Genomic DNA, 23,483 nt, shown 5'->3' with positions numbered 1-23,483 from the left:
GATCAGATCGCGGGACGCCGGAGCACGTTGGTGGGCTCCCAGTCGCTCTTCCAGAAGGCTTCAAGCCCGTACTCGTTGATGAACTGCCGCTCGACCTCGTGGATGGGGTACATCCCTTGGATGTTGATCACGTCGTGGCCCTCGTGTCCCGGAATGCCGACGTCGATGCCCAGGTAGTCGTCTCTGTCGAGGACCAGCGGCGCGAACACGCAGAATGCCGTCATCTCTGACTCGGGCACGATGCGCTCACCGAAGTTGATCGTGCTGCCGTAACTGAATGGGCAGGTTCCACGGAGTTGCTCGGCGAGGAAGCCCACGGCGTGGGCCCAGATCACGTTGGTCGAGTTCAGGCTGAGGCAGAGTTCCGGCGAGCCGTGCTGCCAATCGGGATGCTCCGCCAGCGACAAGCCGTAGGTGAGCGCCGTGAGAAGCCCGTCCGGCAGGTTGTCGTAAACGATCTCCGTCACGCCCCGCAGCCCCTGCTTGGTCGACTCGACAGGGAAGAAGCGGGGCTCCCCTCCTCCGGAAAGTCGATCAAGATGGGCGAGGTACTTCTCAACGCGACTGGCCATGTGTCCAGCCTGCACGATCACTCACCGGCGCACGCCACCGGGGCCGTCACCAGTCACGCTCCGCAACAGGTCCACAGAAGTTGTGCCAGAGCCTGACTTGGGGGCTCTGGCACAGATCTTATGGTCGAGCCGGCTTCGTAGGACTCCGTTAGGTCGTTCTTGATCTCGGTGTTCTGTGTGTCCTGCTGGGCAAGGGCTGTTGACAGGTGGTGCAGATGCCGGTCCAGCACCTCAAGGTGTCCTGGAGTGCATCGAGGATCTGGTAGAGGGTGAGGCCGGCCCGGGTGCTTTTGGGGCCAGGCGTTGTTCGGTGAGGAAGGCATGGGCGGCGGTCACGAGGGTGACGTGGTGGTGCCAGCCGGGCCAGGAGCGGCCTTCGAAGTGGTCCAGGCCCAGGCCGTGCTTGAGTTCGCGGTAATCGTGCTCGATGCGCCAGCGGACCTTGGCCAGCCGGGCCAGGTCGGCGATCGCCATGTCGGCCGGCAGGTTGGACAGCCAGTAGTCGGTGGGAGTCTCGGCTTCTTCGGGCCACTCGACCAGCAGCCAGCAGTCCGGCAGGACCCCGTCCCGCCAGCCCTGCGCGGCCGAGGCAGCGGTTCGGATCGGACGCTCGACGGCCTTGCCCGCAGGGCGGATGCGCACGGCGGCGAAGCGGGACCGTAACTCTCCTCGAGAGCCGTTGCGCCAGGCGACGGTGGTGAACGCGTCCTGCGCGAGACCGCAGGCCAGGGCCGCCACCGACGGTGCGGGATGGCGGTAGCGAGGCTGTGGCCAGCACCCGACGGGCCCGTTGCGGGCCGGGGTAACGGGCTGTTCCTCGAAGGGATAGGCGGTCACGTCCGTGCGGACGGCCAGCACGTAGTCGATTCCGCGCTCTGCCAGGCCGGCCCGCAGGTGTGCGTTGGTGCCGTAGGCCGCGTCGGCCACGACGACCGGCGGCCTCATGCCCCAGCCGGCCAGCGTGTCGAGCATGTCCAGAGCCAACCGCCACTTCTCCCGGTGCGTGACCTCGGGCGGGATGCGGGTGACGGTCCTGCGGCCGGTGTCCGCCGCCCATTCCTTCGGCAGGAACAGCCGCCATTGCAGAGGGCAGGAGGCAGCGTCGGTGGCGGCGTGGACGCTGACCGCGACCTGGCAGTTGGCGCGTTTTCCCAAGGCCCCGCAGTACTGCGGGGCCACCGCGACCGACATTCTGCCGTCCTTGGGTACGGACACGTCGTCGATCACCCAGGCCGTCGGGGCGATGTGCGGCAGCATCCGTTCGCAGATCCGCCGCTGCACCGGCACCGGGTCCCAGGTGGACTGGTTCACGAACTGCTGAAGGTTCTGCTCGTCGCCGTCCGGTAGCCGCGAGGCCATGGCCTGGATGGACTTGCGGCGGCCGTCCAGCATCAGTCCCCGCAGGTAGCAGTCGCCCTTGGCCCGCTGATCCTTGCGCGGCACCGAGGCGAACACATCCGCCACGTATAACGCCAACGTAGCCCGGACACGGTTGACTTCATGTGCGTCGACCCATCCAACATGCCCAGGAACAGCCCGAACCGGAAGACCTAACGGAGTCCTATTCGAACTGTTCCGCAAAATGATCTTGCTTCAGTAGCTCCCCGCCGTGGTGTGCTCTGCCGCCGGCCGGCACGTTCGATATCAGAGTTCGGTCGTCCAGATCCCGACAGGGTGCTCACCCGGTGGCAGCCACAACTGAGGCTGGGACTCCCGATGCATCTCCTCGGCCTGTTCTTCCCAATGAAAGCGGCCCTCCATGTCGGGCCACGCAACTTGCAACACGGGAAATGGAGGCCGCCGGTAGAACCCGATGGCCCGCCCGAAGAATATCCGGTACCAGCGAAGATTCACCTGCCTGAGCGCGACTGGGTGACCGGCGACCACGTCAGGATGTTTCTGGCTGTCAGCCAGTACAGCACCCGAGGCGGACTTCTCTCCGAGCCCGTTGAGCATGCGATGCATGGCATGGATATCGAGTCCGAACATGGCGAGCTCAGGCGCGCCGTGAGTGTGCGACAGCCCGATCGTGTAAGCGAATCCGGGACCGATCTCGTCCTCGGGAACCATCACGACGTGCCATCCGTGTTGCTGCACGTTCTCGATGATCGTCAGGTCAACGCCGTCTGCCTCGTCTTGGTCACCGTAGTCATGGCAGAGGACACAGCGGCATTGGAACGGATCATCAGTCATACGCGGAGGCTACGAGGAGGGCGCTTGAGTCGGGCAGCCGGGGTTCGGGACCACGCTCCCAATCGAATGGCACCGTCACCCTCCGCGACCGCTCCCCAAGATCTGTGACAGAGCCCAAAAGTCGCCGACATTGATCTTCAAGGACACGCAGCAGTGCCTCCCGAAGTCATCGACAAACGACTCCCGCAGAAAATGACCCAGCCAACTGGGGGTGGCGTGCGGCCGACCAGCCTGACAACGACGCGCTCCTACGTGCGGCTGCCTCGATGGAACTGGTCCACGCCGCAGCGATTGTCCACGACGGTCTCATCGACGACAGCCCGCCGCGTCACAACCTGCCCACTGCCCACGTCGCCCAGCGCTCCGCGGTGACCGGACGTCCGAAACCGCACGTGGCTGCCCGCTCCCTGGCCATGCTGGTCGGGGACCATTTGATGGCGCCGGCGGGCCAGTTGTTCGCCACCAGCGGCCTGCCCGCCGCCTACCTGGCCAGGGCTCGGCCTATGTGGGCCGAGCCAGCTCGGGAACTGATCGCGGGCGAAGCCCTGGAGATCCTCAGCACCGGCAGCAAACCGGACGCAGAGATGTCCCTGAAAGGTCGTCCGCTACAAGACCGCCAAGTGCACCGTCGAACAGCCCCTGCATCGGTGGCTTGGTCGCGCCCGCCGATCCCTGGCCGCGTGCCGACCTCTCCGCATACGGGCTGCCGCTGGGGGAGGCGTTCCAACTACGCAACGACCTGCTCGGCCTGTTCGGCGAGTCCGCCCGCACGGGCGGTTCCACAAGACGCTGCGGGAGGAGTTCCTCAACGACGCCGCGTCGTTCGAATCGAGCGAGGGTGCCCAGCAGGCGGTCGACGAGTGGGTTGCCGTCTATAACCATCAACGCCCCCACCAGGCGCTGGACATGGTGACTTCGGCCTCCCTGTTCGCCCCAACGGCCCCCCGCAGCGATCCCGAACTGCCTGGCGGGGCCAGGCCGATGCAATACAGAGGGGCGGATCTCTTCGCCACTGGTGTTGTCGAGGCCCCACCTCCACCACCGGCAGGGACTGGTGCCGTCGAGTTCGAAGCGCGGGTCCCGCCGAGCGGCGAGCTCACCGTGGCGTGCACCTGACCTTGGACCGTTACCTGGTGCGGACGTTCCCTCGCGGCTGACCGACGAGAAGCTGCGGTGGCCCGTCATGCGAGGCGCGCGCCCAGCAGGCCCGCCTCCCGCCGCTCAAGCTCTGCCGCGCAGGCGTGGGAAGACCGGCCGTCTGATCAGCCCCAACGGACAGCCGATCGAAGTCGGTCGGCTTGTCCACCGGGCCGGCGGCTTCAAGGCAGACCGCCGATGCCGCCGAAAGGCTGTGCCGCCAATTTCCCCGTTCACATCAGGTGATGCAAATCACTCCTGCAAACCGACATGCAGGCACCCAACCTGCCCTCACCTGCCCGTATTTACCGTCTCTTTGCACACGTTATCTTCGCAGAGACATCACACTTGTGATGTGTGACATGAAGTCAAAAAGCCGGAGAACCCTGATGATTCGCACGCCTGCGTCTCGTGGACGCAGACGACTCTGGTCTGGGAGAAGCACTCGCTGGATAGCGGGAAGTCTGTCCCTGGCCCTGACCGTCACGCTGCTTGACAGCGCATACGCCGCGGCTGTGTCCGCCACCCCGCCGCAGAGCCCCAAGGCGCCGTAGAAGGCGTCGGCCACACAGGCGGCGGACATCCCGTCCGCGCGCGTGGCCGCCCGACTGTCGGGCAAGCGGGTGGAGGCGTTGTCCGAGCGTACGGAGACCGCCACGACGTGGGCGAACAAGGACGGGTCACTTACCACGGAACTCACCGCCGGACCCGTCCGGTTCAGGGACGAGGTCACAGGAGAGTGGCGCACCGTCGACCTTGACCTCGTCGAGGAAGAGGACGGGGCGGTCGAGCCCAAGGCGCATCCGAGCGGGCTGCGCCTGGCCGGCAAGTCCGGGACCCCTGCGAAGTCGTTGAAGGCCGCTCGCGAGGCCAAGACGACCGACCTGGTGACGCTCGGCGAGGGTGACCAGCAGATCACCCTGCAGTGGAAGGGCGGGCTGCCGAAGCCGAAGCTGGACGGGACGCGGGCGGAGTACGTCAACGCCGTTCCCGGCGCCGACGTGGTCGTCGAAGCCACGCGTACCGGCTTCGAGCAGTTCGTCGAGATCAAGCAGCGCCCCGGTGCGGGCGGCTACGCCTACACCCTGCCGCTGAAGGCCAAGGGCCTGAAGGTCAAACAACTGGCCGACGGCAGTGTGCAGTTCACCGACAAGAAGAACAAGAAGCGGGCCGTGATGCCCGCCGCGGTGATGTGGGACGCCACCGTCGACAAGCGGTCCGGCGAGCACACCCGCAAGGCCAAGGTCGGCCTGAAGGTGGTGCGGAAGGGCTCGACCGTCGACCTGGTCGTCACGCCGGACGCGAAGTTCCTCGCCGACCCGGACACGCAGTACCCCGTCACCGTCGACCCGTCCACCTCGTCGCTGTCCAACGTCTTCGACACCTACGTGCAGCAGGGCGAGACGGTCGACTGGTCCACGGACACCGAGCTGGATCTGGGCAACCCCGGCACCACGAACGCAGACGGCACCTCGCGTACGGCGCGCTCCTTCATCTCCTGGAACACCACACCGATCCAGGATGCACTGGTTCTGGACGCCAAGCTGTCGCTGTGGAACTTCCACTCGGGCAACAACACCGACTGTGCGCTCTACCCGTGGGAGGTGTGGTCGACCGGCGCGGCCTCGACGTCTTCGCGCTGGACGGCGCAGCCGTCGTGGACGGCGAAGAAGGCGACCTCCACCGAGACCCGCGGCAACGCCGCCTGCACCGCGCAGCCGGACGGCTGGATCAACGCGGATGCGACCACGCTGGTGCAGGAGTGGGCCTCGGCCAAGGCCACCCGCGGCCACATGGGCCTGCGCGCCACGAGTGAGACCGCGGTGGCGCAATGGAAGCGGGTCAACTCCGCCAACGCCGCCTCCAACCCGCCCAAACTGGTGGTGAACTACAACTACCGGCCGCGCACCGGCACCAAGCAGGAAGCCGGCCCGCCGTACTTCTCCTACAGCGGCGCCTACACCGTCAACACCACCACGCCGACGCTGCGGGACACCTTCGTCGACGCCGACGGTGACAAGGTCAACGGCACCTTCCAGATCTTCGACAACGCCACCAACACCCAGGTCGGCGACGTCATCGTGTCGAAGTACGTACCCTCCGGCCAGGTCGCCTCGGTGACCGTCCCGTCCGGGGTACTGGCGAACGGCAAGACGTACAAGTTCCGTACCAGTCCCTATGACGGGGCGCACTACAATACCGGCTGGTCGGCCTGGAAGACCTTCACCGTCGACACCAGCGCACCCTCCGCCCCATCGAAGATCACCTCGACGGACTACCCGTCGAATGCCTGGGTCAAGGGGGCAGGTCAGGGCGGCACCTTCACGGTCACTCCACCGGCTGCTGACCACCAGTGGCTGGAATGGTCGCTGGACGGCGTGACGTGGACCAAGGTGACCACCAGCGGGTCGAGCGCCGACAAGAGCATCTCCGTCACCCCGCCGCGCGACGGTACCCACACACTGCAGGTGCGGGCCGTGGACAAGGCGGACAACAAGTCCGAAGCGACCGAGTACACGTTCCACGCCGGTCCGGGCGGCTTCGTCCAGCCCTCCGAGGGCCAGCGCACCGCGCGCCGTCTGCCTCTGGTCGCCGAGGCCGATGCCGGCAAGTACGACAGCGTCTCGTTCTCCTGGCGCCGCTCCGCGGCCGATGCGTGGGTGAAGATCCCTGCCAGTGACGTCACCAAGGACGGACAGGCGCTCTCCGCCTGGCCGGTGCCACTGACCAGCGGCAAGAACGCCGAGCTGGTGTGGAATGCCACCGACACCGTCAACCCGGACGGCAATATCGAGATCAAGGCCGACTTCACCGGCCCCAACTCCGCCTCCGGGAGCGCCGAGCCGCTGAACGCAGTCGTCGACCGCACCGCGGACGACCCCGCCGACGAGGAGGTGGGCCCCGGCGCGCTGAACCCGCTCACCGGCGACTACACGCTCAACGCCACCGACGTATCCGCCTTCGGCCTGTCGGTGGAGCGCACCGCGCCCTCCCGTACCCCCAACGGGGTACCCGAGGGGCAGGCGCCGATCTTCGGCCAGGAATGGGTGAGCGGCACCGCGGCCGAGCTGTCGGGCTCTGAGTACAGCCACGTGAGCAAGGTGTCCGACACCGCGGTCGACGTGGTGACGCTCGACGGCGACGCCATCCACTTCACCGCCAACTCCAACCAGAGCGGGTGGACAGCCGAGCCCGGCGCCGAGGACCTCACGCTGACCGGATCGACCTCGGGCACGTTCACGCTCACCGGCGACGACGGCAGCGTCACCGTGTTCACCAAGCCGACCGGAGCCACGACCTGGCAGGTCTCCAGCACCAAGAACGACGGCCAGAGCGAGTCCACGACGTCCATGGACTCCGAGACGGTCACCGTCGGTGGCAAGCAGCTCGCCCGCCCCACCTGGGTCTACGCACCGACCTCGGCCACCACGGTGACGGCCTGCAAGGCCGATCGCACCACCAAGGGCTGCCGCGCGCTCGAGTTCGTCTACGCCACCTCCACCACCGGCACCGACAGCACCTTCGGTGACGTCTCCGGGCAGGTGAAGGAGATCCGGCTGTGGTCGACCGCGCCCGGTGCCGCCACGGCCACCTCCAAGCCGGTGCAGATGTACCTGTACGACGGCTCCGGCCGGCTGCGCCAGGCATGGAACCCGCAGATCTCGCCGTCACTGAAGACCGAGTACGCCTACGACAGCAGCGGCCGGGTCACCAAGCTGACCTCACCCGGCGAGCTGCCGTGGACCTTCACCTACGGCAAAGCCGGCTCCAGCAGCGCGGCCGGTGAGGGCATGCTGCTCAAGGCATCCCGCCCGGCGCTCGCGCAGGGCAGCGCGGACACCGTTTCCGGCGACGCGGTCACGTCCGTTGTCTACGACGTACCGCTGACCGGCACCGCAGCTCCGAACAGCATGGGCTCGTCCGACGTCAGGGCATGGGGGCAGGGTGACGCCCCCACGGACGCGACCGCGGTCTTCCCGGCGGACGTCGTGCCCGCCTCGAACGCCGGCAGCGCACTGGCGGCCGCCGACTACAAGCGCGCCACCATCCACTACCTGGACGCCTCCGGCCGCACGGTGAACACCTCCGCCCCCGGCGGGCACATCGCCACCACCGAGTACGACCAGTTCGGCAACACCGTGCGCGAACTGACCGCCGCCAACCGCAACGTGGCCATCGGCACCGCCGCCGCCAGTACCGCGGCTCGCAGCGACCTGGGCATCGCGGCCCTGCCGTCCGGTGAACGCGCCCAACTGCTGTCCACCACCCGCACCTTCAACAGCAAGGGCACCCGCCTGCTGGAGGAGTTCGGGCCGCTGCGCCGGGTCGACCTGGCCGCGGACCTGAAGTCCGGCACCACCACGCTGGTCGCCGCCGGCACCTCGGTGACGGCGCGTCTGCGGACCGTCAACACCTACGACGAAGGACGCCCGACTGACGGCAGCGCCGTCATCCGGGACCAGGTCACCACGGTCACCACCGGTGCCGAGGTCCGCGAACACCCGGGCATCCAGGGCGAGACCCGCGCCGTGCAGGCGATCTACGACTGGGCCAAGGGCCTGCAGACGAAGACCGTTGAGGACCCAGCGGGTCTGGCGATCACCACCACGGTGGAATACGACGCGCAAGGCCGCGAGACCAAGCGCATCGCACCTGGGGCGAGCGGCACCGACGCCACCAGCCGGGTGACCACGTACTGGTCCGCGAGCGGCACCGGCGCCTGCGCCGCCCGCCCCGAGTGGGCCGATCAGGTGTGCTCGACCGGCCCGGCCGGGGCAATCACCGGCGGCGGCTCCAACCCGGCACAGCTGCCGGCCAAGACCACCGAATACGACTGGTGGGGTAACCCGGCCAAAACCACCGAGACCGCCAACGGCTCGACCCGCACCACCACCATTGGCACCGACAACGCCGGGCGCACCACCTCAGTGAAGATCACCGGCGGGGTCGGCACGGCCGCACCGGAGGCCAACACGACCTACGACACGGCCACCGGCCGCGCCATCAAGACTGTCTCGCCGACCGGCGGCACCGTCACCACCGGCTACGACAAGCTCGGCCGCGTCATCTCCTACACCGACGCGGACGGTGGCACCACCACCACCGAGTACGACCTGCTCGACCGCCCGGCCAAGCGCAGCAACAACATCCCGTCCACGGTGACCTACACCTACGACCACACTGCCGAACCCCGGGGCCTGGCCACCAAGGTGGTCGACTCGGTGGCCGGTACCTTCGCCGCCTCATACGACGCGGACGGCAACCTCACCAAGGAGACGCTGCCCGGCGGCTACACCCTGGCCCAGACCCTCGACGCGGACGGCAACGCACTGGAGCGGACCTACACCCGTGACAGCGACGGCACCCTCGTGCAGTCCGACACCGTCACCCGCTCCGTCCATGGCCAGGTCATCTCGGACGCGCAGATCACGGAGCAGAACTACCGCTACGACGCGATCGGCCGCCTGACCTCGGTCGAGGACACCGCCGAGACCGTGTGTACCAGGCGCACCTACACCTTCGACGCGCGCTCCAACCGCAAGACCCTCACCAGCGCCACCGGCGCACCCGGGGTCGACTGCCCCACCTCGGGAGGCACCACCACCAACTACACCTACGACAGCGCCGACCGTCAGGTCGACACCGGCTACACCTACGACGCCTTCGGCCGCACCACCGCCCAGCCGGGCGGCGTGACCCTCGGCTACTACAACAGCGACCTCATCCGCCAGGAAACCGTCGGCACCAAGCGGCAGACCTGGCAGCTCGACGGCGCCCAGCGCATCCGCTCCTGGACTGTCGAGACCAATAGCGGCGGCACCTGGACCACCACCGAGTCGAAGGTCAACCACTACGACTGCGGCTGCGACAGCCCCGCATGGATCACGGAGGACAGCCAGGGCAACGTGACCCGGTACGTCGAGTCGCTCGGCGGCGGCATCGCCGCCACCACCGGCAAGACAGGCAACACCGTCCTGCAGCTCAGCGACATCCACGGCGACATCTCCGTCCAGCTCCCGCTGGACACCAGCAAGGCCCCCACCGTCCAGGACACCGACGAGTACGGCAATGTCCGCGCCAGCAGCGTGCCCGCACGCTACGGCTGGCTCGGCGCCCAGCAACGCTCCGGCGAGACACTCTCCGGACTCACCCTGATGGGCGCGCGCGTCTACGACTCCACCACCGGCCGATTCCTCCAGCTCGACCCGATCGCCGGCGGCGGTGCGAACGCCTACGGCTATCCGCCGGACCCGATCACCATGTACGACCTGAACGGCAAGGGCTGGTTCTCCTGGGGCCGAGCCTGGCGGATCACCGTGTGCGTGGGCGCCATCCTGTGGCTGCTCGGCAGCTCCTACTTCGCCGTCACCAAGATCCGTAGGATCTGGCGCGTCATCAAGCGCTGGGGCGGTATCCGTGCCGCCATCACCCGCGTGATGAGCGCACGCACCCGATACCTGAAGATGGAGCGCCTGGCAACCATGCTTCTCACCGCCAGCGCCACGATCCTGGGCATCGATACCGTCTACGACAAGTGCGTCAAGACCAAGCTGTAGACACCAGGTGCCGTCGGCGCTGAAACCGACGGCACCCCTGTCGCACCCGTCACCCCTGCTAACACAGCTCGCTCCGGCCGGGATCAGTCCCGGCCGGGGCAGCTGATGAGGAAGTTCCCCATGGACTCACCCACCCCCCTCCTGGTCATCCCCGCGCTCTTGTGGACCGCGATTGCCGGCGCCTGTCTGATCACCTCGATCGTGCTCTCCGTCCGAGCCAAGCGCCGGGAGACGGCCTCTGACGCCTGGAACCCAATCGGCGCAGGCTTCCAGGCCGTGGCCGTAGGCGCGGTTGCCGGATACGCGGTCGCCGCCATCATCGACGGCCACTTCTCTCCCGGGTCCGCCGTATTCAGCATCTTGTGGCCCACCATGGCCGGATCGGCCCTCACCTACGCAGCGGGAAGACGCAGCACCCGCTCCTGGCCCCACTGGGCCAGCGCGGCCTTCGCAGCTGTAGGCGCCGCACTGTACGGTTCACTGCCGACGTGACAGCCCGCCCGGCGGCCGCACCACCAGCCACGAGAAGCCACGGGCTCTGATATCTCCTTACGCTCCGCGGCCCCACCACCTCAAACCGCGCGGCAAGTCTCGCGTGAGCCCGGGCAGTTCCCGAGCCGCCCGGGCTCACGACACGTCGCCGAACTCACCGACCGAGCCAGGATCGTGCACGGTTTGCCAACCATCACGGCCCTCCATCTCGGAGCTGCGCCGTCCCGTGGAGCGCGCGTCCAGTGCTCTGACCGAGATCGGCCTGGCCTGCCTGGACCTCGGTGGGCGGGAGGCCGCCCCCGCCTGCTCAGTCCTGACGACGAGGACTTCGTCGGCCAGACGGCCACAACCCGCCCGACGAAGCGCGGTCCGCCTTTCACCCGCTGGTCGATCCGCAACTCGCCGCCCACCTGCGGAAAGTGCACGGGCGCGTGATCCGCATCAGCCGCGAGGCGTTACGGTGCCTGCCCGCCCGTCGCGGCATTTGGAACCACGAAGGCTCCAGGCACACTCTGCCTGTAAGAACCGCACAAGTACGGGGGTTGTAGTGAGCCAGGTGCTCTATAGCGAGCGGGTGTGGAATCCATTGACACGGACCGTGGAATTGACTGAGGTCGGCCTGCGCCGGGGCGGTAGGACCACGCCGCTGGGCGAGCTGAACCTTGGTGCCATGGCCGAGGCGTTCCAGCGTGGCTGCTGGCTCGGGGGCGGCGGAGCGGAACGCCCCCTGGAGCAGCTGGCGGACGGGGCCGGCGTCGTCCCGGTGACCCGCATCACCGGCACCGCCACGCCGGTGAGGGTACGCCAGGCCACCGAGTTCGCTCACCGTTTGGGCGAGTTGGCCGTACGGCAATGTGGCGGGCCGCATCAGGTGGCTACTCTGGCGGCTCAGGCCCGCGCCGAGGGCGTACCGCTGTGGATGGCACGTCGGTTCGCACAGGGGCCCGCCGGGCCGGTCACCGTCTGTGTCGACCGGCGTTTGGTGCGCGTGGACGTGTGGGGACCGCACGCTCCCGTCGTACGGATCCGGGCGCCGCACGGCTTCCAGCGTGACTCCCCGGATCCGTCCAAGGGTCTGCGTCTGACCGTCGGCGACGCCACGGCGCAGCTGGCACTCAGGAAGAAGCTGCGCAAGTCCAAGAGTTCGGTGGAGGTGCGGCTGGCCGGGCAGCAGTGGGTGCTGCGGCGGGAGAACGCGGTGAGTTCGTGGCTGCTGCGCGATGAACGGCGCGTCGCCCTCCTGACGCGTCCCCCGCGCCGGCCGACGGTCGAGCCGGGCACGGTCCTGGTGCCGCTGGCCCCTGTGCGGTACGAGAGCCCCGACCCGCTGGATGCCGTCATGGCACACGTGTTCGCCGTCGCCTTCGGGCTCGGGGACACCACTGGCTGGGCGCGGTTCCGGGCGCAGCGGCGCCCGGCGAGCGAGGGTGAGCCGATTGCCGTCGACGATGACTGGGGCCGTCCCTGGTTCAGCAACCTAGGGAGGGGAGGCGAGGACAACGAGTCCGGCGGCGGCGACGGCTGGGGTGCGGACGGCGGCGACGGTGGAGACTCAGGCGGGAGCGACGGCGGGGGCGGTGACGGTGGTGGCGACTGAGTTCCGGTTCGCTGCACATCAAGAGGGCGTTCACGAAGCCGGAGGACACCAAGCCGTACATGTCGGCGAAGAAGGTCCCCGTCCAGACAGCGAAGGAACCGCTGCACCGCACGGTGAACAGCACCTGCCGGGACGACAACCGCAAGGCATCCGTCAAGCAGTGCGAGCGGTATTGGGGTGCCAACTACACCCAGCGCGGCGCCCGTGAGTGCAACGAGTACCCCTTCGTCACCACAGGCGCTTCAGCTGCGCGGCCGCCGACTCACCGTGATCACCAACAACGTTGCGGTCTACGGCGAGCTCAACGATGACGAGAACATCGACTTGATGTTGCTCGGGGGCATGGTCATCCGTGGGTCACGCATGTTGGACGGTTTCATGGCCGAGGACAACCTCGGCCAAGTCCATGCCGGCTAGCTGCTCATGGGTGCTTGTGGCCTTTGCCCCGGAGGTCAGGTCATGGACACCACCGTGGCCGAGGTGCCCGCCAGACGCGCCATGCTTGCCGCCAGCGACAAGGTGGTCCTTCTGGCCGACAAGAGCAAGTTCCCGGGAACCGGCATGGTGAAGATCTGCGGTCCGGATGACCTGGACGCTCTCATCACCAACGCATCGGAGGACGACGCGACCTGTATGGCCCTGCGTGAGGTCGGCGTGAGGTCGGCGTGAGGGTGATATCGACAGCTCCGGACACAGTCGGCGGCTGACACAGCAACTTGTGCTGCCGGTGAACGATGAGTCAGTCGGCGAGTCTGAGGAACGCCTCATGGACGTCGGCCCTTCGTTCCCATCGGATCCGCACACGCCGGAAGCCGTGCAGCCACACAAAGCTCCGGTCGATGAGGATCGCCAGCGGGGGGCCGTGCTAGGGCGCGTATCGAGTCGTGATCAATTTGCGGGATGTGCCTTCGTGGCACGGTCCGGTCCCATAGACGGTCTTACGTGACACGAGTGCAACTGACCGATCCGGATTGGGACTTCATCGAGCCTTACCTGCCGATCGGCGAGTACGGCCCGTACCCCGAGCGACTGCGGCAGCAGTTCGAGGGCGTGATCTGGCGGTTCAAGACGGGCGGGCAGTGGCGGGAGATGCCGACGGAGTTCGGCGCCTGGTCGACCCTCCGCAACCGCTTCCGGCAGTGGCGTGACGCCGGCGTGTTCGAGGCCCTGCTGGAGGGCCTGATCACGGAAGCCGCGAAGCGGGGTGAGGTGGACCTGTCCCTGGTCAGCATCGACTCCACCACCGCCCGAGCCCACCACGACGCGGCCGGGATGCACCTCGACGAGGACGTCGTCACCGCCCTGGAGAAAGCCGCGGCCGAGGAGGAGGAGGCCAGGTCAAAGGGGGCCAGGTCAAAGGGGGCGGCCTCGAAGAGTAAAACGGGCAAGAGACCGAAAGTGATCCCGCGCTGGAAGAACGACGACGCATCCGGCGTCGGCGGAAACTCCGGCTGAAGGCCGCCCTCCTCGGACGTTCCAGAGGCGGGTAGACCAGCAAGGTCCACCTCGCCGCCGACCGCAAGTGCCGCCCGCTGGCGTTCATCCTGACCACAGGCCAGGCAGCGGACAGCCCGCAGTTCATCCCCGCCCTGAAGAAGGTACGGGTACGCGGGCCCGTCGGCCGACCCCGCATCCGGCCGGACGCGGTCGCCGGGGACAAGGCGTGCTCGTCCCGCGGAAACCGCGCGCACCTGCGCAAACGCCGTATCAAGGCGGTCATCCCGGAGAAGAAGGACCAGGCCGCCAACTGGAAGAAGAAGGGCTCCAGAGGTGGCCGACCCGTCAGCCACGACGCCGATCTCTGCAAGGAGCGGAACACCGTCGAACGCCTGATCAACAAGCTCCAAGCATGGCGAGGCATCGCCACCCGATACGACAAGACTCCCGACAGCTATTTCGCCTGTCTCCACCTGCGCGCCTCGATGATCACGACTCGATATGCCCCTAGGTGACGCGCTGAGGTGCCGGACGCCAAGGGCGGGCAGGAGTTGAGTCAATGGTCAACCAGCCGTGGACGCGGGGCTTCACCCGTGGATTCCGCGTCGGCGTCGTCGGTGCCGACCGGGCCGCGGGGAAGCATCCAGTCCAGCCACTTCGGCAGCCACCAGTTGGTCCGGCCGAGGAGTGTCATGGTCGCCGGTACCAGCACCATGCGTACGACCGTGGCGTCGATGAAGATCGCGGTGGCCAGGCCGAGCCCGAACATTTTGGTGGAGGGGTCCTCGGCGACGGCGAAGGACAGGAAGACCGCCACCATGATGAGGGCGGCCGAGGTGATGATCCGGGCGGTGCGCGAGACGCCCTCGACGATCGCCGTGCCGTTGTCGCCGGTGCGCAGGTACTCCTCGCGTACGCGGGAGAGGAGGAACACCTCGTAGTCCATCGACAGGCCGAACAGGATGGCGAAGAGGAACATCGGGATGAACGACACGATCGGAACCGTCGCTTCCAGCCCGATGAGTGCGCCTCCCCAGCCCCACTGGAAGACCGCGACCATGATGCCGTAGGCCGCGCCGATGCTCAGCAGATTCAGCAGTACCGCCTTGAGCGGTACGAGTATCGAGCGGAAGACCAGCATCAGCAGCAGGAACGACATCGCCAGCACGGCGGCGACGAAAACCGGCAGGCGTTGGCTGGTGCGTTGGCCCACATCGGACAGGCTCGCGGCGGCGCCGCCGACGTGGGCCCTGGCCGGGCCGTGCCCGATCGCCGTGGGCAGCACGTCGGTGCGCAGCCGGGCGATGGTGTCGGCCGTGGCCTTGTCCTGAGGGCTGGTGGTCGGGAACACCACGAGGGTCGCGATGCCGGTGGCCCGATCGATGTGCGTCGGCGCGACGGATCCGATGCCCGGATCCGCCGCGCCCGCCCCGACGAGTCGGTCCAGCACTCCCGGATCACCGGCGGGGTCCGCGGCGATGACGAGGGGACCGTTGGTGCCCGGGCCGAACCCCTCGGCGACGAGGTCGTAGGCGCGGCGCTCGGTACGGCTGTGGGGCAGTGAGCCGTCGTCGGGCAGGCCGACGCGCAGGCCGAGCACGGGCAGCGTCGCGGTCAGCAGCAGCCCCGCCGCGCCGACCGCGTACGGCACCGGGTGCCGGCTGACGTGCCCGATCCAGCGCCGCCACCCGGCGGCGTGGGCGGCGCCCGCCGCCGGGTCCCGCCGCCGTGCGAGTCGGCCCAGCTTCCTGGTCTGCAGAGCCCGGCCGATCCGGCCGGCCCGGGCCAGGCGTGGGCCGGCGGCGCCGAGGAAGGCCGGCAGCAGCGTCACCGACGCGAGCACCATGGTCAGGACGACGATCGAGACGGCGAGCCCGCCCACCGTCATGAACGGTACGTTCGCGACCGCCAGGCCGAGGATCGATACGACGACGGTGCCGCCGGCGAAGACCACGGGCCTTCCCGCCGTGGCCACCGCTCGCCCCGCCGCCTCGCGGGGATCGAGCCCGCGCGCGAGGTACTCCCGATGCCTGGCGAGCACGAACAGCGCGTAGTCGATGCCCACTCCGAGCCCGACCATGCTGCCCAGGACAGGGGCGAAGGTGGGGACGTCCGTCACCCCCGCCAGTACCGTCATCGTGGCGACCCCGACGGTCAGTCCGAAGACCGCCATGCCGATCGGCAGCGCGGCGGCGGCGAGCGAACCGAACGCCAGGAACAGGATCGCGGCCGCGGCGAGGAGGCCGATCAGCTCGCTCGCGCCGCCGTCGGGGTCGGAGAAGGCGTAGAAGAGGTTCCCGCCCATCTCGATGCGCAGGGGCAGCTCGGCCCGCAGCCGGTCGCCGAGATCGACGAGGGCGTCGAGGTCTTCGGCCGACAGTCGGCTCTGGTCGGGGTACTGCACCCGGACGACCGCGATCCGCCCGTCGGTCGAGACGAGGCCGCCGCGCACGGTGGTGTCCCCGGGTGCGTCGAGTGCCCCCGCCGGGTCGCTCGTGCCGAGCACGTGCGGCAGCCGCTTCACCTCGGTCTGCAGCCGCGCCAGAGCGGTGCGCGCGCTGCCGTGGTCGAAGAACGTCGCACCGTCGTCGAGGGGGGTGACGACCACTTGGGCGGTCATCCCCTCCTGGCCGGTGCCGGCCCGCTCGATGAGTTGCGCGGCCCGTTGGGAGTCCAGTCCCGGAGCGGTCATCGAGTCCGCGGTCCGCCCGCCGATGGCGATCGCGGCGAGGACGGCGAGCGTGGCGGCGATCAGCCATGCCGCGATCACCCGCCAGGGATGGCGGGCGGCGCTTGCGCCCAGGCGCAACAGGGCTTTCGAGAGCATCGGGTCCTCCAACCACCTCGTCGGCCGTCCTTGTACGGCCGCCGATGCCGAGGCTCGTCGCCGCGGCGCTCCGCGGCATCGGTCCGCGGGCCGCGGATCCGTCGGCCCCGGGGCGGAGTGACGAACCGTCCTTTCGGCCGATGCGCGGCACGCCGCGGTCTCTACGCTGAGAACCGTGCTGCGAGAAGACCTGCGAACCCTGTGGACCGAACCCCGTCCGCCCGACGCGCCCGCCCGGGCGTGGCGGGACTGGGTGCTGCTCGCCGCGGGCCTGGGCGGTGTGGTGCTGGAGGCCACCCTGCGTGAGAACGTCGTGTGGCGGCCGGTGGCGGTGGTGTTCGCCGTATGGCTGTGCCTGCTGCCCCTGTGGCGCCGGACCCGCCCCCTGGCGACGGTCACGCTGGCGTTCGGCTCGGTGATCCTGCTTCAGGTGGCCTCGCTGGTCGCCGCTCCGCGCGAGCCCGTCGGCCTGTACACCGGCGCGGTCATGCTCGTGCTGGTGTACGCGCTGCCCCGGTGGGGATCGGGACGCGAGATCGTGCTGGGCGGCGCGGTGATCCTCACGGCCGGCGCGCTCTGCTCCGTCACGGACGAGACGCCGGTCGTCGAGAACGTCGTGGGCTTCGTCTTCCTGCTGCTGCCCGGCGTGGTCGGGGCTGCCGTGCGGTTCTGGGTGACCGCTCGCGAGCGGCAGTTGGAGCAGGTGCGCTCCCGCGAGCGCGAGCAGCTCGCCCGGGAACTGCACGACACGGTGGCCCACCACGTGTCGGCCATGGTGATCATCGCCCAGGCGGGCGGGGTGCTTGCGGGCGCCGACCCGTCTGCCGCCGTCAAGGCGCTGGAGGGGGTCGAGGAGGAAGGGGCGCGCACGCTGGAGGAAATGCGTGCCATGGTCGCCGCGCTGCGCGACCGCGGGGTCGGCGCCGAGCTGGCGCCCCCTGCCGGAGTCGCGGATCTGGAGTGCCTGGTGCGCACCCCGGGTGGTCGCCTCAGGGTCGACCTGGGGCTCGACGGCGAACTGGACGCGCTGCCCCCGGCCGTGGACGCGGCCGTCTACCGGATCGTGCAGGAGTCGGTGACCAACGCGCTGCGCCATGCGGTCGACGCGACCGAGCTCGTCGTTCGGGTCGCTGCGGAACGGCACACGGTACGGGTGAGTGTGCGCGACAACGGCCGGCGCACCGGCCGGGGTCGCGACGGATACGGACTTACCGGACTGCGCGAGCGCGCGACCCTGCTCGGCGGCACACTACGAGCCGGCCCGGGTACTGACCGGGGCTGGCATGTCGAAGCCGAACTGCCGAAAGCGAGGAGCGAGAGCGGTGTCCATTCGCGTCCTCGTCGCTGACGACCAGACGATCATCCGCACCGGGTTGCGGATCATACTGAACGCCCAGCCCGGCATCGAGGTGGTCGGCGAGGCCGCCGACGGGCGGGAAGCGGTACGTCTGGCCCGCGAACTACGCCCCGACGTCTGCCTGTTCGACATCCGCATGCCCGTACTCGACGGGCTCGAGGCCACCCGGCTGGTCGCCGGCCCGGGCGTGGCCGACCCGCTGGCCGTGGTCGTCATCACCACGTTCGACCTCGACGAGTACGTCTACGGCTCACTGCGTGCCGGCGCCCGCGGATTCCTCCTCAAGGACACGGGACCGGACCTTCTGGCGCAGGCCGTACGGTCGGCGTCCGATGGTGAGGCGCTCATCGCGCCCAGCGTCACCGTCCGTCTGCTTCAGGCATTCGCGGACCTGCCCGCCGGCCGGCCCGTGGCCCAGCCGGTCGCCCCCGTCACCGCCCGCGAGGAGCAGGTGCTCCTCGCCGTCGCTCGCGGGCTGACCAACACCGAGATCGCCGATGCACTGCACATCAGCCTCAGCACGGTGAAGACGCATCTGGCCAGCCTGATGGCCAAACTCGGCGCCCGCAACCGGGTCGAGATCGCGATGTGGGCCTACGAAACGCGCCGTATCCTCCCCGGAACCTGAGCCGGGTGCCGGGCCATGTCCCATGAGTCCCCGCCCGGACATGGGAGGAGTCGATTAAACAGCGGGACCAGTCGAGCTTCGCCGCGGCGTTCAGTTCGGCGAGCAGGACTTCGTGAAGCCGCTGCCACACGTCGGCTTCGTTCCAGCCCCGCAGACTGCGCCAGCGGGTCATCCCGGAGCCGAAGTCCAGTTCCTTGGGCAGGTACTCCCACTGGATCCCCGGTGTGCAGCACGTACAGGATTCCGCCCAGCACCTCCCGGTCTGGAAAACGGCTTGCGGCCCGGGTACCGAAAGTGTCGCTCACGCTGCGGCAGCAGCGGTTTCAATGCGTTCCCACAGCTCATCCGACACGATCCACGGCGATGTTCCCACACTCGACCGACCGCTCAACTCCCGTCTCGGACACGGTGATGAGCGTCGATCCACCTTGTTCTGCCAGCGCTTGCAAAGCGTGGTGTCGGCAGGGGCTGATTGAGACTGAGCGCTTGATCGGGCGGGTGCGCACGTCAGTTGGCGGGACACAGTGGCTCAGCCGGTGGGCGACCGATCCGTCTCCGATGACCTCGCACCGGCAATCGGTGCCGACACCGGCGCGGGGCTCACGGCGTCCGATAGATGTGATCGCAAGGCGGAGGAGGCACCGGCCATGCAACCCTCCGAGATCGGCAAGAGTCTAGCGATCGAAGGACTGGTCTTCTGGAAGGCACCGTTCCGTTCGTCTGCGTCCCAACAGAGGATGTCTCCATGCCGATACGCCCAAACAACCATCGCGCCTCGCGTGGCGCTGTCGCCGCCCTCGGCGCTGTCGGCCTGATCGCGCTGGCCGCGGCTCCCGCCGCCTACGGCGGTGAAACCGCACCCGAATTGGTAGTCGGAGGCATCGAGGCTATCGACGGGGTGAAACCGGGGAGCAGCTTCGATCTGCCGGTCACCGTGGCGAACAAGGGCATCGGAGCCGCCGAGAAGGTGTGGGTCTCCTACTCCGTCACCCGGGGACTCGACTTCGCGGACGTTCCCTCCAACTGCCTGGTACAACACGTCCGGCCCTACGACGAGATGCCCGAGAGATGGACAGCGGTGTGCGCGTTCGACCAGGCTGTGGAGCCGGGCGTCGTCTACACACCCGAGACCCCTCTCCGTGTCGCGGTACTGGACCGTGCGCTCAACGACGAGCTGCGCGTACGCGTCGAGGACGTCGAACCCTGGCCTGACGACAACGGCACACCACCGGTGGCGGGAACCGCACCGGCGGTGAGACTGATCGAGGGGCAGCCCGGGGGCGAGGGGTCCGCGGGAATTGTCAATGTGTCCGTCACCTCGGTCAACACGGCCGACTACCAGGTGACGGGTGCCGCGTTGAAGGGGAGCGTCGGTGACACGGTGACGATGAAGGTGAAGTTCACCAACGCCGGGCCCGCCTGGGTTTGGCCCGAGGAAGGGGATCGGGTCGTCAAGGTCTTGATCACACCTCCCGCCGGAACGTCCGTCGTCCAGCGCGGCCAGTTCTGCCGGGCCAAGGGTGAGGCGTACGTCTGCGGCATGCGGTCGCTCAATGAGGGCAGCCAAGAGACCTACACCTTCGAGCTGAAGATCGACAAGCGGGTGGCGGACGCCAAGGGCGCGGTGGCGCTGAGCACCGAAGCGCGGCCGTTCGACCCCAACAAGGCCAACGACAAGGCCGACATCACACTGGAGGTCACGGGCGGAGGGTCGACAGGCCCGACGGGCAGCCCGACCAATGGCTCGAACAGCTCGGCCGGCGAGTCGTCGTCGACCGGCGACGCCGGGCCGGCGGCGAACGGCGGCTACCTGGCAGAGACCGGCTCCTCGACACTGCCCGTCGCGGGCGCGGCTGCCGCGGCAGTGGTCACGGGTGCGGGCACGCTCCTCATCGCGCGCCGCCGCCGGGCCCGGAGCCTGAACTGAAGACCGCCCGACGCGAGCGGTGGTACCCGGCCGGGGCCGCTGGTCCGAGACCGCCGCGCTGCCTTGATCGGTGGAGCCTCTCCCGAGCCATGGCAGTCTCGCACTACTGGCAAAGCTCCAGCTCAGAGCGAGATCCACAGCCAACTTCGCTGCGCCAGGACACGCATGTCCTGTCGCGCTGAGACTGTCGGATTCCCCTTCGTTCTCGTTCGTACTGCCGGATTCTCTTTCGTTGCCCTCGGCGCGCCTGCCCGCCCTCACTCCAGTGGCTGGTCAGGGCTCCGGCGGATGAAAAGCCGGGTACGTACGAGCTGGTTCGCGCTCGTATACTCGTGCGGGCTCATGGAGGGGGACGTGGAGACAGTGAAGCTTGCTGAGGCACTGGCAGAACGTGCGGAGGCAACGCGCCGTGTGGAACAACTGCGAGCGCGCGTCGTCAGTAGTGCGCGGTACCAGGAGGGGGAGACACCCGCCGAGGATGCAGCTCAGCTGTTGGCTGAGGCCGGTGAGGTGCTGAACAATCTGGAATCGTTGATCCGGCGGATCAACCGGACCAATGCCACCGTGGCGATGGTTCCGGACGGCACACTTACCGATGCCCTCGCACGTCGGGACGTCCTGCGGTTGCGTCACTCCGTGGTCACCGCAGCGGCGGACGCGGCGGCGGGTAAGGGCGAGCGGGGATACGGCCGGCAGCTTAGGTCCGAGTTGATGATGCTTTCCGCGCTTCCGGTCGCGGAACTGCGCGGTCAGGCGGATGCACTCGCCCAGGAGATCCGCGAGGTCGATGTGCGGATCCAGCGCACGAACTGGGAGGTCGATCTGCTGGACTGACCAGTCCGGCCGATCGGGACGATGTGGAGCAGGTAGCGGCTTCGGAGGCGTGCACACACCGAGGGCTGGCGGTTTCCCAGCCCACTCCTGGCGCGTGAAGAGCAACGCGGGGGTTCGACTCCCCATCAACAGTGCAGCTCAGCACCGCGTACAGGTAAAGGTGCACATCGCACAGCACATCACCACCGTGCAGATCCGAGGCGGCGAGGGCGGGTTCGGGGCTTTCCACATCGCCGCACCATGGAGAACGGCGATCTCCGGCGGATACCGTTGGCGACTTTGGCGGTCCTGTCATCTTTCGCGAACGAGACGACCGCGAAAGCCAGGTTGTTTGAGAACGCTGGCCGCAGGCGGTCTCAAACAACCTGGCAACCGCGCTGGTCGGCAACCCACCACCCGCCAGACGATTCCCGAGAGCAGATGTATGGCGCTTCGGGAGGTGGCCCGCCACTTGCGAGTCTTGATCGCTGCCGAGCCTGCTGATTGGGTGCCGGCATGACTGAGCTCGGACCCGTCGCCTGGCCACCTGCCCCGATCAGGACCGACAGGCTCGTGCTCCGTGAGCCCGAGGCCGGTGACCGTGCGGCGTTCGTCGAGCTGCTGGCGTCGCCAGAGGTGCACACCTACCTCGGCGGCCCCCGGCCGCGGGACGAGCTTGAGCGCGAGTTGCCCGGGGTGCCCGAGCGGTGGCCCGGGAGTTTCGTCGTTGATCTGGACGGGGCGATGATCGGCCAGATCCTGCTCAGGAGAGCACCGGAGCATCGTCGCCCGGCTGCCGCGGGGAAGATCGATCTCGGCTATCTGTTCCTGCCGCGAGTGTGGGGATTCGGGTATGCCGCCGAGGCGTGCGCGGCGGTACTCGACTGGTTCGACGGCGTCCTTCCCGGCGAGCCGGTGGTGCTCGCCACCCAGGTGGCAAACGTCGGCTCGATGCGCCTCGCGGCAAAACTGGGGTTCACCGAGGTAGAGCGGTTCCATGCCTGGGACGCTGAGCAGTGGCTCGGCATGCGGCCCCCGGTCACGCCCTCTGATTGAGCTCGTGCTCGACAGCGCGGATCCGCAACTCGACAGCATTGCTGGGACAGAGCTCAGCGCTGTTGAAGCTCATGAATATCTCACCAGGCGGAGACGGCCGAACGCCTCCCGAAGCACCGCCGAAGCACTGTCCTTTCTCGTGGACGAAGCCAGGCAGGACGTACTAAAGCACCTTCCAGCGGCCCTCGGAGATCGGAAAATCAACCACGCCCAGCGCACGGTCGCCGCCGACGGGCGGCTCCCAGCCCACGAAGTCCTCCCCGACGCCGACAACGGAGAGTAGGTGAGGGCGATGATGGCCTGTTCGGGGACGGCCTGGACGCCGCGGTGCAGAAGGCGTTCACTCGCCCGGCGCCCAAGAGTGGGGCCACGCAGATGCGGTACCTGGTCAAGCAGCTCAGGGGCACCGAGGCCGTCGCCCGGATGCTGCGCATCTCCCAGCGCACCGTCGAACGGTACGTCAAGGACCAGGTCAAGAAGCCCCGCCCGGGCCTCGCCGCCAGCCCGGAACGCGAGGTCAAGGCACGGTGGCAGCCGCAGATCCGCGCCCAGGCGCGAAAGAAGGCGGCGACCACCGGCGGCATCGTCATCGACACCCAGGCCCGGATCGGCTACACCGTGCCGATCGGCACCACCGACGAGGACCGGCCCCGCCACCTGACCGTGGCGCTGCCGCCGCAGTACGCCGCCCGCCTCTTCGACGCTCAAGAGGCCGGCGCCACCGGCCAGGGATTACAGGAGATCGCCGCCGAGGCACTCAACGAGGTGTACTTCCAGGACAACGGCCGCCGCGCCGGCCAGCTGGAGGAAGTCCGCTTCACCGACATCACACACCTGGAGTTCGGCCTGTAGCTCCTCCCCGAACAGCCGCGAGGCCCGGACCAATGTGA

14 protein-coding genes and 7 pseudogenes are annotated in these 23,483 nt (G+C 68.4%); 15 read left to right on the top strand and 6 right to left on the bottom strand.

The window, feature by feature from the left end; all coding sequences use genetic code 11:
• Positions 1-2 precede the first annotated feature (2 nt).
• The 3 genes from AB5J49_RS00570 to AB5J49_RS00560 all read right to left on the bottom strand — a co-directional run bounded on the left by AB5J49_RS00570 (position 3) and on the right by AB5J49_RS00560 (position 2,765).
• Positions 3-572 (bottom strand): suppressor of fused domain protein, encoded by a 570-nt coding sequence (locus AB5J49_RS00570; protein ID WP_369166458.1) that lies wholly within the window; start codon positions 570-572, stop codon positions 3-5.
• Between the two features lie 231 nt (positions 573-803).
• Positions 804-2,048, bottom strand: coding sequence for an IS701 family transposase (locus AB5J49_RS00565; RefSeq protein WP_369166457.1), 1,245 nt, complete (start codon positions 2,046-2,048; stop codon positions 804-806).
• Between the two features lie 168 nt (positions 2,049-2,216).
• A complete protein-coding gene (locus AB5J49_RS00560) occupies positions 2,217-2,765 on the bottom strand; it encodes a DUF4262 domain-containing protein (protein ID WP_369166456.1) in 549 nt (182 codons plus the stop codon).
• A 206-nt stretch (positions 2,766-2,971) separates the two neighbouring features.
• On the opposite strand from AB5J49_RS00560, the pseudogene AB5J49_RS00555 reads away from it, so the two are divergent.
• The 7 genes and pseudogenes from AB5J49_RS00555 to AB5J49_RS00525 all read left to right on the top strand — a co-directional run.
• A pseudogene (locus AB5J49_RS00555) lies at positions 2,972-3,540 on the top strand (polyprenyl synthetase family protein); the annotation flags it as partial.
• A pseudogene (locus AB5J49_RS00550) lies at positions 3,438-3,755 on the top strand (integrase core domain-containing protein); the annotation flags it as partial. The pseudogenes AB5J49_RS00555 and AB5J49_RS00550, both read left to right, overlap by 103 nt.
• A 743-nt stretch (positions 3,756-4,498) precedes the next feature.
• Positions 4,499-10,459, top strand: coding sequence for an RHS repeat-associated core domain-containing protein (locus AB5J49_RS00545; RefSeq protein WP_369166455.1), 5,961 nt, complete (start codon positions 4,499-4,501; stop codon positions 10,457-10,459).
• Between the two features lie 120 nt (positions 10,460-10,579).
• Positions 10,580-10,951, top strand: coding sequence for a hypothetical protein (locus AB5J49_RS00540; protein WP_369166454.1), 372 nt, complete (start codon positions 10,580-10,582; stop codon positions 10,949-10,951).
• Between the two features lie 205 nt (positions 10,952-11,156).
• A pseudogene (locus AB5J49_RS00535) lies at positions 11,157-11,436 on the top strand (helix-turn-helix domain-containing protein); the annotation flags it as partial.
• Positions 11,437-11,549: 113 nt separating this feature from the next.
• Positions 11,550-12,548: a hypothetical protein gene (locus AB5J49_RS00530; RefSeq protein WP_369166453.1), complete on the top strand. Its 999-nt coding sequence runs from the start codon at positions 11,550-11,552 to the stop codon at positions 12,546-12,548.
• 237 nt (positions 12,549-12,785) lie between these two features.
• Positions 12,786-13,217 (top strand): annotated as a pseudogene (locus AB5J49_RS00525) (ArsR family transcriptional regulator); the annotation flags it as partial.
• 70 nt (positions 13,218-13,287) lie between these two features.
• On the opposite strand, the pseudogene AB5J49_RS00520 reads toward AB5J49_RS00525, so the two are convergent.
• A pseudogene (locus AB5J49_RS00520) lies at positions 13,288-13,392 on the bottom strand (IS5/IS1182 family transposase); the annotation flags it as partial.
• A 98-nt stretch (positions 13,393-13,490) separates the two neighbouring features.
• On the opposite strand from AB5J49_RS00520, the pseudogene AB5J49_RS00515 reads away from it, so the two are divergent.
• Positions 13,491-14,500: pseudogene (locus AB5J49_RS00515) on the top strand (IS5 family transposase).
• A 41-nt stretch (positions 14,501-14,541) separates the two neighbouring features.
• On the opposite strand, the gene AB5J49_RS00510 reads toward AB5J49_RS00515, so the two are convergent.
• On the bottom strand, positions 14,542-16,812 hold the full coding sequence (locus AB5J49_RS00510) for an MMPL family transporter (RefSeq protein ID WP_369166452.1): 2,271 nt from the start codon (positions 16,810-16,812) through the stop codon (positions 14,542-14,544).
• A gap of 175 nt (positions 16,813-16,987) precedes the next feature.
• Between AB5J49_RS00510 and AB5J49_RS00505 the strand changes: the two genes are divergently transcribed.
• Both AB5J49_RS00505 and AB5J49_RS00500 read left to right on the top strand, forming a co-directional pair.
• Positions 16,988-18,160: a sensor histidine kinase gene (locus tag AB5J49_RS00505; RefSeq protein WP_369166451.1), complete on the top strand. Its 1,173-nt coding sequence runs from the start codon at positions 16,988-16,990 to the stop codon at positions 18,158-18,160.
• Entirely contained in the window at positions 18,135-18,797 is a 663-nt protein-coding gene (locus AB5J49_RS00500) for a response regulator (protein ID WP_369166450.1), read from the top strand. Before AB5J49_RS00505 ends, AB5J49_RS00500 begins: the two co-directional genes overlap by 26 nt.
• 31 nt (positions 18,798-18,828) lie before the next feature.
• Here the strand turns inward: AB5J49_RS00500 and AB5J49_RS00495 are convergent.
• Positions 18,829-19,170 (bottom strand): annotated as a pseudogene (locus AB5J49_RS00495) (transposase); the annotation flags it as partial.
• Between the two features lie 372 nt (positions 19,171-19,542).
• Here AB5J49_RS00495 and AB5J49_RS00490 point away from each other — a divergent pair.
• The 5 genes from AB5J49_RS00490 to AB5J49_RS00470 all read left to right on the top strand — a co-directional run bounded on the left by AB5J49_RS00490 (position 19,543) and on the right by AB5J49_RS00470 (position 23,445).
• Positions 19,543-20,724: a hypothetical protein gene (locus tag AB5J49_RS00490; protein WP_369166449.1), complete on the top strand. Its 1,182-nt coding sequence runs from the start codon at positions 19,543-19,545 to the stop codon at positions 20,722-20,724.
• 363 nt (positions 20,725-21,087) lie between these two features.
• Complete coding sequence (locus AB5J49_RS00485; protein WP_369175001.1) at positions 21,088-21,558, top strand: DIP1984 family protein; 471 nt, start codon at positions 21,088-21,090, stop codon at positions 21,556-21,558.
• A gap of 495 nt (positions 21,559-22,053) precedes the next feature.
• Entirely contained in the window at positions 22,054-22,593 is a 540-nt protein-coding gene (locus AB5J49_RS00480; protein ID WP_369166448.1) for a GNAT family N-acetyltransferase, read from the top strand.
• 4 nt (positions 22,594-22,597) lie between these two features.
• Positions 22,598-22,876, top strand: coding sequence for a hypothetical protein (locus AB5J49_RS00475; protein ID WP_369166447.1), 279 nt, complete (start codon positions 22,598-22,600; stop codon positions 22,874-22,876).
• Between the two features lie 17 nt (positions 22,877-22,893).
• Positions 22,894-23,445, top strand: a complete 552-nt coding sequence (locus AB5J49_RS00470) for an XRE family transcriptional regulator (RefSeq protein ID WP_369174999.1) — start codon at positions 22,894-22,896, stop codon at positions 23,443-23,445.
• The last annotated feature ends 38 nt before the right edge of the window (positions 23,446-23,483 follow it).

This window comes from Streptomyces sp. R28 (genome assembly GCF_041052385.1).
Taxonomy (GTDB): Bacteria; Actinomycetota; Actinomycetes; order Streptomycetales; family Streptomycetaceae; genus Streptomyces.
The sequence above is the reverse complement of the archived record's forward strand: the minus strand, read 5'-3'. Positions and strand labels throughout refer to the sequence as shown.